Origin of the sequence: Streptomyces sp. NPDC007084 (assembly GCF_040703595.1) — a bacterium.
Lineage (GTDB): Bacteria > Actinomycetota > Actinomycetes > Streptomycetales > Streptomycetaceae > Streptomyces.
On the sequence record NZ_JBEYFY010000001.1, the window covers coordinates 407,723 to 420,803 of the forward strand.

Below are 13,081 nucleotides of genomic sequence, written 5' to 3' on the forward strand. Positions count from 1 at the left end.
GTGCCCGGCGCGGGCCCCCGCCCGTCCGCGTGCGGCTCCCGCCCGTCCGTGCCCGGCGCGGGCCCCCGCCCGTCCGTGCCCGCTGCCCCCGCACCCCAGGCGCACCCCGCGCGCGGTCTCGCGCCAAACCGTGGGGAGGCGATCACGGGCTGCCCGGTACCCTGGGGGTGTTTCACGTGAAACGAGCCCCCAATCCGCGAAGACTGGATGAACGACGATGCATCGGTACAGGTCCCACACCTGCGGCGAGCTCCGCGCCTCTGACGTCGGCAGCGACGTCCGGCTGAGCGGCTGGCTGCACAATCGCCGAGACCTGGGTGGCATCCTCTTCATCGATCTGCGCGACCACTACGGCATCACGCAGCTCGTCGCCCGCCCCGGCACCCCCGCCTACGAGGCACTGGACAAGGTCTCCAAGGAGTCGACGGTCCGCGTCGACGGCAAGGTCGTCTCGCGCGGCACGGAGAACGTGAACCCGGAGCTGCCGACCGGCGAGATCGAGGTCGAGGTCGGTGAGGTCGAGCTGCTCGGCGCCGCCCAGCCGCTGCCCTTCACGATCAACGCCGAGGACGGCGTCAACGAGGAGCGGCGCCTGGAGTACCGCTTCCTCGACCTGCGCCGCGAGCGGATGCACCGCAACATCCTGCTGCGTACGGCCGTGATCTCCGCGATCCGTCACAAGATGACGGCGCTGGGCTTCAACGAGATGGCGACCCCGATCCTCAGCGCCACCTCCCCCGAGGGCGCGCGCGACTTCGTGGTGCCGTCCCGGCTGAACCCGGGCAAGTTCTACGCGCTTCCGCAGGCGCCGCAGCAGTTCAAGCAGCTCCTGATGATCTCCGGCTTCGACCGGTACTTCCAGATCGCGCCCTGCTTCCGTGACGAGGACGCCCGCGCTGACCGTTCGCCGGGCGAGTTCTACCAGCTCGACGTGGAGATGTCCTTCGTCGAGCAGGAGGACGTCTTCCAGCCCATCGAGAAGCTCATGACGGAGCTGTTCGAGGAGTTCGGCGGTGGCCGTCACGTCACCTCGCCGTTCCCGCGCATCCCGTTCCGCGAGTCGATGCTGAAGTACGGCTCCGACAAGCCGGACCTGCGGGCCCGGCTCGAACTGGTCGACATCACCGACGTCTTCGAGGGCTCCGAGTTCAAGGCCTTCGCCGGCAAGCACGTGCGCGCGCTCCCGGTGCCGGACGTCTCCGGCCAGAGCCGCAAGTTCTTCGACGGCCTCGGTGACTACGCGGTCGAGCAGGGCGCCAAGGGCCTGGCCTGGGTGCGGGTGGGCGAGGACGGCTCGCTGACCGGCCCGATCGCCAAGTTCCTCACGGAGGCGAACGTCGCCGAGCTGACCAAGCGGCTCTCCCTGGCGCCGGGCCACGCGGTGTTCTTCGGCGCGGGCGAGTTCGAAGAGGTCTCGAAGATCATGGGCGCGGTGCGGGTCGAGGCCGCCAAGCGCTCGGGCAACTTCGAGGAGAACGTCTTCCGGTTCTGCTGGATCGTGGACTTCCCGATGTACGAGAAGGACGAGGAGACCGGGAAGATCGACTTCTCGCACAACCCGTTCTCGATGCCGCAGGGCGGTCTGGAGGCCCTGGAGACCCAGGACCCGCTGGACATCCTCGGCTGGCAGTACGACATCGTCTGCAACGGCGTCGAGCTGTCCTCCGGCGCGATCCGCAATCACGAGCCCGAGATCATGCTTAAGGCCTTCGAGATCGCGGGCTACGACCGGGAGACCGTCGAGGAGCAGTTCGCCGGCATGCTCCGCGCGTTCCGCTTCGGCGCCCCGCCGCACGGCGGTATCGCCCCGGGCGTGGACCGCATCGTCATGCTCCTCGCGGACGAGCCGAACATCCGCGAGACGATCGCGTTCCCGCTGAACGGCAACGCCCAGGACCTGATGATGGGCGCCCCCACGGAACTGGACGAGACCCGCCTCCGCGAACTCCACCTCACCGTCCGCAAGCCCCAGCCGAAGTAGGCCCCGGCGGGCCGCAGGTCCCACCGGAAGGGCCCGGAACCCACCAGGGTTCCGGGCCCTTCCGCGTGCACCGCCGGCCGCCGACAGTCGTGCCGGCCGGTCACTCAGCCTGTCCGGGAGGGTCCACCACGGCCCCGGTCCCGCCGTCGAAAAGATCCTCCGCGCGCTCGACGCTTCCGGCACGGTCGAGCCAGTCGTTGAGGAGGTCGAGGTCGGTGCAGGTCGAGATGCGTGCGCGGGTGTCGTCGGAGATGCTCAGCCCCCGTACCTCCAGAACGCGCAGCACCCCCTTCGCCTCACCCCTGGCCTCCCCCTCGGCCTTGCCTTCAGCCTTACCCTCGGCTTTCCCCTCGGCCTTGCCCTCCGCCTTGCCTTCGAGGTAGGCCGTCTCACGGACGGTTCCCCTGCCAGGGAAGTAAGTGACGAAGCTCAAGATTTCCCTCCATTTCTGTCCGGCGGGGGTATCCCCCAGATTGACGTCCAGGAACTCGTAGAAGTAGTCCGAGGCCTCCCACTCCATCCCCTGGAGGGCGCGGCCCAGCGCTTCCAGTATGGCGTCGATGTCATCGCTTCGGGCGTGAGCCAGCGCGGAGAAGGCGGCCATCGCAGGCTTTCGCGCCGCCGTCCGTTCATCGGTGATGACCGGGAGGTTCTCGGGTCCGATGACCAATGGGTAGGTCCGTTGCGCGACCCAGCCACGGGCTCCGCAGTCGAACGGGCCCACAGCCCACTTGGTCGTGGCCCGGTCCCGGCAGATGACGAGGAGAAGCACCGGCAGGCCGTACTTGGCCTGGAGATAGGAGACGTAGTACGCCCAACTCGACGCCTTCTTCGGGTCCCGGCGTTCCTGGGCCTCGACGGCCAGCAGGAAGTCGTCGCCGTCGGAAGGGCCGACGCGCAGGACGGTGTCGATGCGGCGTTCGACCGGTTTGGTCTCCGTGGCGTCGGGGGTGACCGCGTCCACCGTCGCCTTGTCGGGTAACGCGATACCCAGGACCCCGAAGACGGGGGCGAGGATCTCGGGCCGGTCCTGGAAGATCCGGTGCAGGCCCTCGTGTGCTGATGTGACCATGTGCGCAACGTAAGCGGCTCACTCCACGTCCCGCCCGGACGGCAAGTGTCGTCCACTCTTTCGAGGCACGCTGAAACGTTCAGTTCACCGGGGTGGTTGACGCCGCGCAGCTCGTCGGGCGGCTGAGACGGGCGTGTTGGGACGTGGAGGAGGACGCCGGAGTGGGCGGGGGCCGTGTCAGGTGTCGTACGTGCCGTTCCAGGGGGCGGTGAAGCCCAGGCGGTCGGGGTAGAGCTCGGCCCAGGGTTCGCCTTCGTCCACTCCGGTCAGGAGGCCGAACAGGACGCCGTCCACCGTGAGTTGGAAGGGACGGATCGCGATGTCCGTGTACGAGCGGCGGGGCAGGCTGCGCAGCAGCTTGGCCAGGTGGACGCGGGCGCGCGAGAGCACGGAGGTGTCCCCGTGCGGGTCGCTCTGCTGCTCGGCCCAGGTGCCGGCGCACCAGATCTCCGAGTCGCGGTAGTGGCCTTCGGAGTCGAAGGTGTGGAGCACGGTGTAGAGCCGTTTGTGCTCTTCCCAGCCGTCGTCGGGACGGAACCCTTCGGGGAAGGCGTACGTGATCGACGCCAGGAACTGACCGTCCGCGTACCGGCCGATGGTCTCGGTACGGTGCTTCGGTTCGTAGGCGATCGGAATGACCTCGGGGACTGCCATGGCGGAAACCATACGGGTGAGCGGGGTCATGCCAGAAGTCAGGGCCGCCCCAAGGGCGGTGGGCGCCGAAGGGGCCCGGCACCAGGGTGTGGTGCCGGGCCCCTTGGCCTGAATCCGGTGCCCGCTCCGGTGCCCGCTCCGTGCCTACTCCGGAGCCCCGCCGAAGCGCTCCTTGTACGACTCCAGGTCCTCGTCCGTGATCTTCGCGAAGAGGACCGGAGGCACCGTGAACGGCGTGCCGGCCGGCACCGAGGACAGGGCGCGCGCCTCGTCCCGGGTCACCCAGGCCGCCGTGTCGTCGGCCAGCGTGAAGGCCGCGCGCAGGGCACGGGCGGACGCCGGGATGAAGGGCTCGGAGACCACCGAGTAGAGGTGGATCAGGTTCATCGCCGTGCGCAGCGTCAGCGCCGCGCCCTCGGGGTTGGTCTTGATCTCCAGCCAGGGGGCCTTCTCCTCCAGGTAGGAGTTGCCGGCCGACCACAGGGCGCGCAGCGCGGCGGCGGCCTTGCGGAACTGGAGGGCCTCCATCTGGGTCTCGTACTCCGCGAGCAGCCCGGCGATCTCCTCGCCGAGCTTCGCCTCGGCCTCACCGGCCGCCGCCCCCGCCGGGACCTCCTCGCCGAAGCGCTTCTTGGAGAAGGACAGCACACGGTTGACGAAGTTGCCGAGGGTGTCGGCCAGGTCCTTGTTCACCGTGGCCGTGAAGTGCTCCCAGGTGAACGACGAGTCGTCCGACTCGGGGGCGTTCGCGATGAGGAAGTAGCGCCAGTAGTCGGCGGGCAGGAGGTCCAGGGCGTGGTCGGTGAAGACGCCGCGCTTCTGGGACGTGGAGAACTTCCCCCCGTAGTACGTCAGCCAGTTGAAGGCCTTGACGTAGTCGACCTTCTTCCACGGCTCGCGCACGCCCAGCTCGGTGGCCGGGAACATCACGGTGTGGAAGGGCACGTTGTCCTTCGCCATGAACTGCGTGTACCGGACCGGGTTCTCGCCGGAGTCCGCCTCGTACCACCAGGACTTCCAGTCACGGTCGCCCGCCTCCGCGTCCCCGGCGGCGTCCGCCCACTCCTTCGTCGCGCCGATGTACTCGACCGGCGCGTCGAACCACACGTAGAAGACCTTGCCCTCGGCCGCCAGCTCCGGCCAGGTGTCGGCCGGGACCGGCACGCCCCAGTCCAGGTCACGGGTGATCGCCCGGTCGTGCAGGCCCTCGGTCAGCCACTTGCGGGCGATGGAGGAGGCGAGCTGCGGCCACTCGGACTCGTGCCGGGCCACCCACTCCTCGACCTCGTGCTGGAGCTTCGACTGGAGCAGGAACAGGTGCTTCGTCTCGCGGACCTCCAGGTCCGTCGAGCCGGAGATCGCCGACCGCGGGTTGATCAGGTCCGTGGGGTCGAGGACGCGTGTGCAGTTCTCGCACTGGTCGCCGCGGGCCTTGTCGTAGCCGCAGTGCGGGCAGGTGCCCTCCACATAGCGGTCGGGCAGGAAACGCCCGTCGGCCGGCGAGTACACCTGGCGGATCGCGCGCTCCTCGATGAAGCCGTTCTCGTTCAGACGGCGCGCGAAGTGCTGGGTGATCTCCCGGTTCTGCGGGCTGGAGCTGCGGCCGAAGTAGTCGAAGGCCAGCTCGAAGCCGTCGTAGACCGCCTTCTGCGCGTCGTGCGCCTGCGCGCAGAACACGTCCACGGGCAGGCCCTGCTCCTTGGCCGCCAGTTCGGCGGGGGTGCCGTGCTCGTCCGTCGCGCAGATGTAGAGGACGTCGTGACCGCGCTGGCGGAGGTACCGGGCGTACACGTCCGCCGGGAGCATGGACCCCACCATGTTGCCCAGGTGCTTGATCCCGTTGATGTACGGAAGGGCGCTGGTGATGAGGTGTCGAGCCATCGCGGGCTGCTCCCAAGTCGCTACGTGGGGTGACGACCGCCTCGGTTCTCCGGCCGGCGCGTCGTCATCGGTGAACCTTGAAATCGTAGCCGACACGCGCGGGCCGCCCGCTTCCTTTTTCACAGGGTGGGAAGGGGCGGCCCGGGGGTGGTGCGATGGGGGCTATGAGGGCTATGAGGGCTATGGGGGAGTGGTGCGGGGGTCGGGGGCGGGGTGGGGACGCGGGGCGGCTCGGGTGGCCTCGGCCGTTACGGGCGCCAGTTCTCCAGGACGCCGTCGTAGATCTCGACGTCCGTCAGCTCGCGCGGGGCCGGGCCCGCGTGGAAGAAGGCCGTGTTGCCGGTCTTCAGCCTGCGCAGGTAGTCGAAGGCCTTGTTCTCCTTCTCGCCGAACGCGACGAAGGAGAAGAAGACGTTCGGGTGGTCCTTGGCCGCGTCCGCGAGCGACTGGGTGGCCGGGGTCTTCGCGTCGGGAGCGCCGTCCACCTGGAACAGCACCAGCGCCGGGTCCGTGGTGTCCGACTTCTGGTAGTGCGAGACGACTTCCTCGACCGCCGCGTGGTAGCTCGTACGGCCCATGCGGCCGAGGCCGGCGTGCAGCTCGTCGACCTTGTTCTCGAACTCGGTGAGGGTCAGGGTGCCGGTGCCGTCCAGTTCCGTGGAGAAGAAGACGACGTGGACGGTCGCCTCCGGGTCCAGGTGGGCGGCGAGGGCGAGGGCCTGTTCGCCCAGGGCCTGGGCGGAGCCGTCCTTGTAGTAGGGGCGCATGGAGGAGGAGCGGTCGAGTACGAGGTAGATCTTGGCTCGGGTGCCGGTCAGGTCCCGCTTCTTCAGCGCGGTACCCGCTTCCTTGTACGCCGTTGCCAGCGCCGGGGCCTTTGACTTGACCCTTGTCAGGGGGACCGCCGGGGCAGGGGCCGGGGCCGGGGCCGGGGTTGGGGTTGGGGTCGCGGGGGTGTTCCCGCCCGCGCCGCCCGTGCTGGTTTCGCTGACCGGCTCGGGTCGGGGGTGGGGGGTTTCCTCGCCGTCGGCGGGTGCGGGGGGTGCCGGGGGCGCCGCCTCGGCTTCGCCTTCGGCGGGAGTGCTCCCACCCGCACCGCCCGTGCTGGCTTCGTTGGCCGGCTCGGGTCGGGGGTGGGGGGTTTCCTCGCCGTCGGCGGGTGCCGCGGTCACCGGGGTGGCCGCCTCGGCTTCGCCCTCGGCCTCGGGCTCCTCCACCGGGGCCTCGGGTTCCACCACCGTCGCCGGTTCGATGGCCGCCTCCGGCTCGGTCACCGTGACCGGCTCGATCACCGGCTCAGGCTCCGGCTCCGCCTCCGGCGTCGGGTCCGGCTCGATCGCCGTCACCGGGCCCGCCTCGGCGACGACCACGGGCTCCGCCTCGACCACCGGGCCGGCGTCCGCGACAGGCTCCGCCTCGGGCTTCGTCTCGGTCTCCGGGCCGGCGTCCGCGACAGGCTCCGCCTCGGGCTCCGCCTCGACCACCGGGCCGGCGTCCGCGACGGGCTCCGCCTCGGGCTTCGTCTCGGTCTCCGGGCCGGCGTCCGCGACAGGCTCCGCCTTGGGGGACGGGGTCTGCTTGGGGACCGTTACGTTGTCGAAGGCTGCGGAGACCAGGTCGTCCACGACCGACGGGGTCGGCTGGGACGGGATCTTGGGGTCGGGGGTGGAGGACTCCGGGGCCGGGTCCGTTGTCGACGCCGTTGCCGTTGCCGTTTCCGGGGTTTCGGTCGGAGTCGGCGTCGGAGTGGGGGTGGCCTCCTGGGAGGGGGGCGGAACCGTCGGCGTCACCTCTCGCGAGGTCTCCGCGTCGGCGTCACGCCCCTTGCGTGAGCGGCCGAACGCATTCCGCAGGAGAGTGAGAATGCCCATGTGCGCAACCCTTCGCGTGAGTTGATGCCCGTCAATCCCTGGCCAGGACGGACACGTAAGGTTAGCGGCCACAGAAGGTGATCTTCGGCAGGGGCGGCACCCTGGTGACACCCTCACCGGCGCGCCCGTCAACCCCCTTACGCGTCAACTCTGTTCGCCCGGCGCCCGGCTCAGTGCGGGGACGCGATCGTGCGGGCCGCCGCGACCTCCTGGCGCACCGGTTCGAGCACGCTGCCCGCCGGGCCGGTCAGTTCCGTGCGCACCGCGACGAGGACGTCCGTCTCGCGCAGCCCCTCCGACAGTTCGCGGAGCTGGCGCGCGATGCCGGTGATCTCGGCGGCGGACGGTTCCGCCGCTCCCCCGCGCACCCGGACCCGGGCGGCGGTCGTCGCGTCCACGATGCGTTCGACGGCGACGACCAGCGGCATCCAGGCGGCGGCCCGGCGCCCGTTGGGCGGCGGTTCGGTCAGGGCGCGCTGGAACTCCGTACGGATCGAGGACAGGTCCCAGTACAGCCGGCGTCTGCTGCGCGCGCGGGCGGCCGGATCGGCGAGGTCGCCGAAGGCCAGCTCGACGTACTCGGCGGTGTCGGCGACCGCGTCCGCCAGCCGGTCGCCGACCCGGGCGTGCCAGCTCTCCGGCCAGAGCAGATATCCGGCCACCAGGGCGATCCCGCAGCCGACGAGGGAGTCGACCAGGCGCGGGACGACGAGCCCGGTGCCCTGGTGGTTGAGGATGTCGGACAGCAGCAGGATCACCGGGGTGATCGCGGCCGTCTGGTAGCCGTACCCGCGCGGGGTGCCCGCCGGGATGAGCGGGGCGAGCAGCAGCAGCACGCCCACGTCCCCCCAGCCTCGCGGCACCACGGTCAGCACCGCCGCCGCGACGACGAGCCCGGCGACCGTGCCGAGCGCGCGCAGCAGGGCCCGGGAGAACACGGACCCGAAGTCGGGCTTCATGACGAAGGTGATGGTCAGCGCGACCCAGTACGAGCGGGGCACGGGGACGGTCGAGACCAGTACCTGGGCGAGGCCGATACACAGGGCGAGCCGGATGCCGTAGCGCCAGGAGGCGGCGGACATCAGGACGTTCCGGGTGGCGCGGGCGGCGCGGACGCGGAGGGTGGCGGGCCGGCCGAGCCGGTCGTCGAGGGGGTCGGGCGAGCCGTCGGTGACGACACCGGCGGCGTGCCGGACCGCGTGGTCGATGGCCCGCGCGGTCTCGTCGGCGGGGACCGGCAGCCGCAGTTCGACCGGGCTGGCGGAGCCGGTCTCGACGGCCTCGGCGAGCCGGTGCACTGCTGCCGGGATCGCGGCGGGCAGGGGCGCGCCCCGCTGGTGGGCGGCGGGGGCGGACTCGACCACGGGGGTGACCGCGTTGAGCTGGGCGAGCAGCCGGACGAGGTCGGGGCTGCGGCCGTGGTGGAAGACGCGCCGGGCGAGGACGACGTCGTAGGACTCGTTCAGGGAGCGGGTGACGGTGAGGCGCAGGTCCTCGTAGGCGCCGGTGCCGCTCGCGGCGAGCAGGTCCCCGACCTTGCGGTAGGTGTCGGCGACGGCCGCCCGCTCGGGCACCCCCGACCGCAGCGGCCAGGCCAGCAGCGCGAGCAGGAGGACGAGGAGGCCGCCGCCGGACATCAGGACCGGGGCGAGCCACCACGAGCCGGGGAGTGGCAGCCCGGCGCCGATCACGCAGTTGAGGAGGAGCAGCAGGCCGGCGACGGAGGCGACCGCGCCGATCGAGGACATCATCCCGGAGACCAGGGCGACACCGGTCACGGCGGCGACGGCGGTCCAGCCGTGGCCGAAGACGAGGGCGCCGATGGTGACGCCGACCGCGCCGAAGAGCTGCGGTACGGCGATGTTGAAGATCCGCATGCGGTACGCGTCGGCGGTGTCGCCGATGACTCCGGACAGCGCGCCCATGGAGGCGAGGGCGCCGTACGCGGGCCGGCCGCAGGCGAGGCCGACGGCGAGCGGCAGGGCCATGGCGACGGCGGCGCGGGCGACGGCGGGCCGGTTGACGGGGGCCCGCTGTGGAGTGAGGTTCCTGACCAGCCAGTCGGGCGGGGTGAGGCCGATGGGGAACGGGCGGGACATGACCCAAGTATGGGCCCCGGGTACGGGGGTTTTTGCAGCTCACCCGGCTCGGCCGGGCGGGGTGAGCCGGCCGGGGCTGGTGTCCGGGGGGCCGGCCGGGAGCCCGATCGGGGGCCGGTCGACAGCCCGACCGGGGGCCGGCCGGGGGCTTGTGTCCGTCGTCGGTCCGGCTCATCCGGCTCATCCGGCTCATCCCCTCCGTTCGTGCAGCGTGAGGTCGACGACCAGGGCCCGGTGGTCGGTGCCGTCGATCCGGGGGAAGGCGGTTCGCCGGGCGGAGAAGTCGGCGGAGACGAGGACGTGGTCGATCTGCGCGCCGAACTCCGGTGTGGTCCGGGCCGGCCAGCTCGGCGTCCGGGGCGAGCCGGCGAGCCGGGCGCTGTCGTACAGCCCGGTGTCGAGGACGCGGCGGAAGACGGCGTGGTCCTGGGAGGCGTTGAAGTCCCCGGCGACGATGGTCGGGCCCCGGCTGTTCGCCGCGTAGTGGCGCAGCGCGCCGAGTTCCCGCCGCCAGACGCCGACCTGGCCCGGGATCGGGGGCATCGGGTGGGCGAGCTGGAGTCCGACGGTGTGGCCGCGCACGTCGGCGAACGCGCCCGGCATGCCCATGGTGCCGTGCACCCCGGCGGCGGGGCGCAGCGGGAAGCGGCTCAGCACGAGCGAGCCGTCGGACCCGGCCCCCTCGACGGCCGCCCGGTACGGGTAGGCGCCGCCGCTCCCGCCGAAGGCGTCCGCCAGCGCGCGTGAGCAGCCGTACTCGCACTCCTCCACGAAAAGGATGTCGGGCGCGCGTCGGCGGACCGTCTCGATCAGGGAGCCGGTGCCCCGCCCGAACTCGACGTTGGACGTCATCACCCGCAGTTCGGCGAGCGCGGGACCGGCCGGCGCGCGGGTCCTGCCGTAGGGCTCGATGTACCAGGCGACGAAGCCGAGGGCGACGACCGCCCAGACCAGGCCGGTCCGCCAGCGGGTCAGCAGCGCGAGCAGGAGCGCGAGTCCGGCCGGCACGAGCAGCCACGGCAGGAAGGCGAGCACCTGCGGTACGGGGGTGACCGCGTCGGTGTCGGCGGCCCGGCAGCCGACGACGACGCTCACCCCGGCGAGCAGCAGCCCGGCGAGCCAGGCCCCGACGGTACGGACGCCGCCGTGTCCGCGCCGCTCGCGGCGGGCGGGCTCCTCCGCGCTTCGCCGGCCGGCCGCCCCAGTGTCCAACTCCCGGCCCTCCGCTCGTTCGCGTGGGATGTCCGCCACTTCCGCATCCTCCCCGCATCCCCCCGCATCCCCCCGCATCCTCCCTCGAAGACGGGGCCGGCGAGGGGAGGGCGCGGGAGCCGGCGGAGCCGGCCCCGGCTCGGGCACCAGCCCCGGACCGGTACCAGTACCAGTACCGGTACCAGCACCCGTACCGAAGGGATCAGGCGCCGACCCGGGTGGACTGTTCGGCGGGCGCCTGCCGCTGCGGCGCTGCCGCGGCCGTTCGCCGGTGGCGGGCGTACGCGCCGGTGAGGGCGGCGGCGAGGGCGACCGTCAGACCGGTGGCGAGGAGCAGCCAGGAGACGAACCGGAGGGTCTCGGTGAGGGCGTCGTAGACCGCGCCCGCGGCCGTGCGCGACACCCCGTCCGGCAGACCGGCGAGGGTGAGACCGCGGCCGACGGCGACCGCGACACCGAGCAGGGCCGCGCCCAGCGCCGTGCCGATGCCCGTCGCGAGGACCGCCCTGCGGCGGCGGACGGCGAGGACGATGCCGGCCGCCGCGAAGACGACCGACGTCACGGGCAGCCAGAAACCGGCGACTTCGAGCACGTGGAACCCCTTCCGGAGCCGGGCCAGGTCCTCGGCGCCGAGCACGGTGATCCGGGTGTGCTCCACGGGGATGCGGTCGGCCAGCGGCATGTGGTCGGCGGCGAGCCGGAGTTTGACCCGCTCGGTGACGGGCGCGAGGTCGACGGTCACGGCACCGGCGCGGTCGTCGCGCAGCGCCCGCATCACCGCCTCGTGGGCGGCCATGTTGGCGGTCTCCCAGGCCGTCCGGTACGCCTCCGTCTCGGTGAACGAGCGCACGGCGTCCCGCACGAAGTGGTTGACGGGCCCCTGGAGCCTCGGCCGGACGTGCACCTCGCGCAGGATGCCGTCGGTGACACCGGCGGCCACCGCGTCGCGCACGTCGGCGTCGGCGGCGAGCGGCGCCACCGTGGCCTCGTAGCGTCCGGAGTCGCCGAGCCCGTACATCGCCCACGTCGACAGCGCGCCGAGCGGCGCGAGGAGACAGGCGAGGCCGATCAGCACCGCCGACAGGACGCTCCGGAGACGAGGGGACACCCCTCCAGGCAAGGCCTCCGCAGGGCCGTACGCGAGCGGGTTGGCTGCAAATGGGCGCAGACGACAAGCCGAACGGGGGCCCCGGAACGGACCGGAGGACCGGTCCCGTCGGCCGGTCGGCGGCCCCGGACGGCGCCGCGCCCTCGGCCCGGACCCGCACAGCCCAGTGGCCCCAAGGCCTCCGCCCGCTCCGGTGGAGCCCTCACTCGAACGGGTGTTATCTGGATCTGGGAAAACGGGGGAGAAGGAGGCCGATATGCGCACCACCCCGGCCCTGCGGACTCTTGCCGCGGCCCTGATCAGCGGCGGTGTCCTCACCGTCGCGGCCGCCGGCACCTCCATGGCGGCGGCTTCGTCGGCGCCCGTCAACGGCGGTGGCGGCTCGGGCGGCCCCGTCTGGGGCACCGTCGTCTCCGGCGGCGAACTCAACGTCCGGCTGCAGCCCAGCACGAAGTCACCGGTCGTGGACGCGCTCTCGCCGGGCAGCCAGGACCGCGTCCAGTGCGCGGTGCGCGGGCAGAGCGTGTTCGGCAACACGACCTGGTACTGGCTCGTCGGCGCGCACGCCTGGGCCAGCGCCGCGTTCGTGGACACCGGCGGCCACACGGTGCCGAGCTGCTCGGACCCGTGCCCCGGGGAGAAGGACGGGGTGTGGCACAACGCGCACTGGGACCACAACGACCGTGACCTGAGCCGGGACCCCGGCTGGAGTTCGAACGGTTCCGGCTCCTGGACCTTCAGCGTCTCCAGCTCGTGGACCTGGACGGTCTCCGGTTCCTCCTCCGCCGACTCCTGGGACTGGGTCCCGGGCGGCCGGTGAGCGAGGGAGTCGGTGAGTGAGACCGCCGGTGAGTGAGACCGCCGGTGAGCGGGTGAGGTGAGGGAACGCGTGAGGCCCCGGCCGACGGCCGGGGCCTCACGTATGGGTGCCGCCCTAGGGTGTGTCCGCAATGTCGGTGGGGAGCCAGAGTCGTAGGCAGGCGATGGTGACCAGGGCTTTGTAGTGGCGGGCTCGTTTGTCGTAGCGGGTGGCGAGGGCTTTGTTCTGTTTGAGTTTGTTGAAGCAGCGTTCGATGACGTTGCGGCGCCGGTAGGCGGTGGTGTCGAGGCGGCAGAGCCTCTCGCCGCGTCGTCGGCGGCCGCTGATCTGGTCGGTGCGTTCGGGGATGACGCACGCGATGCCGCGTTTTCGCAGGTAGGCGC

At 71.9% G+C, this 13,081-nt stretch carries 10 protein-coding genes; 2 read left to right on the forward strand and 8 right to left on the reverse strand.

From position 1 onward, the window contains the following. Positions 1–217: 217 nt before the first annotated feature. Complete coding sequence (gene aspS, locus AB0912_RS01900; protein ID WP_366695647.1) at positions 218–1,981, forward strand: aspartate--tRNA ligase; 1,764 nt, start codon at positions 218–220, stop codon at positions 1,979–1,981. A gap of 100 nt (positions 1,982–2,081) precedes the next feature. Here the strand turns inward: aspS and AB0912_RS01905 are convergent, their stop codons facing one another. The 7 genes from AB0912_RS01905 to AB0912_RS01935 all read right to left on the reverse strand — a co-directional run bounded on the left by AB0912_RS01905 (position 2,082) and on the right by AB0912_RS01935 (position 11,878). Then, complete coding sequence (locus AB0912_RS01905; RefSeq protein ID WP_366695649.1) at positions 2,082–3,053, reverse strand: hypothetical protein; 972 nt, start codon at positions 3,051–3,053, stop codon at positions 2,082–2,084. A 177-nt stretch (positions 3,054–3,230) separates the two neighbouring features. After that, entirely contained in the window at positions 3,231–3,707 is a 477-nt protein-coding gene (locus AB0912_RS01910; RefSeq protein ID WP_366695651.1) for a hypothetical protein, read from the reverse strand. Between the two features lie 144 nt (positions 3,708–3,851). Then, a complete protein-coding gene (metG, locus tag AB0912_RS01915) occupies positions 3,852–5,588 on the reverse strand; it encodes a methionine--tRNA ligase (RefSeq protein WP_366695653.1) in 1,737 nt (578 codons plus the stop codon). Positions 5,589–5,836: 248 nt separating this feature from the next. Then, positions 5,837–7,459 (reverse strand): VWA domain-containing protein, encoded by a 1,623-nt coding sequence (locus tag AB0912_RS01920; RefSeq protein WP_366695655.1) that lies wholly within the window; start codon positions 7,457–7,459, stop codon positions 5,837–5,839. A gap of 170 nt (positions 7,460–7,629) precedes the next feature. Beyond that, positions 7,630–9,558 (reverse strand): FUSC family protein, encoded by a 1,929-nt coding sequence (locus tag AB0912_RS01925; protein ID WP_366695657.1) that lies wholly within the window; start codon positions 9,556–9,558, stop codon positions 7,630–7,632. 189 nt (positions 9,559–9,747) lie between these two features. Next, positions 9,748–10,668: an endonuclease/exonuclease/phosphatase family protein gene (locus AB0912_RS01930; protein WP_366695722.1), complete on the reverse strand. Its 921-nt coding sequence runs from the start codon at positions 10,666–10,668 to the stop codon at positions 9,748–9,750. Between the two features lie 304 nt (positions 10,669–10,972). After that, the gene (locus AB0912_RS01935; RefSeq protein WP_366695659.1) at positions 10,973–11,878 is read right to left on the reverse strand and encodes a hypothetical protein; all 906 of its coding nucleotides are present in this window, start codon (positions 11,876–11,878) and stop codon (positions 10,973–10,975) included. A gap of 256 nt (positions 11,879–12,134) precedes the next feature. On the opposite strand from AB0912_RS01935, the gene AB0912_RS01940 reads away from it, so the two are divergent. Further along, positions 12,135–12,698, forward strand: a complete 564-nt coding sequence (locus AB0912_RS01940) for an SH3 domain-containing protein (protein ID WP_366695661.1) — start codon at positions 12,135–12,137, stop codon at positions 12,696–12,698. Positions 12,699–12,812: 114 nt separating this feature from the next. Here the strand turns inward: AB0912_RS01940 and AB0912_RS01945 are convergent. Next, on the reverse strand, positions 12,813–13,081 hold a 269-nt coding region (locus AB0912_RS01945; protein WP_366695663.1), incomplete at its 5' end, for a transposase.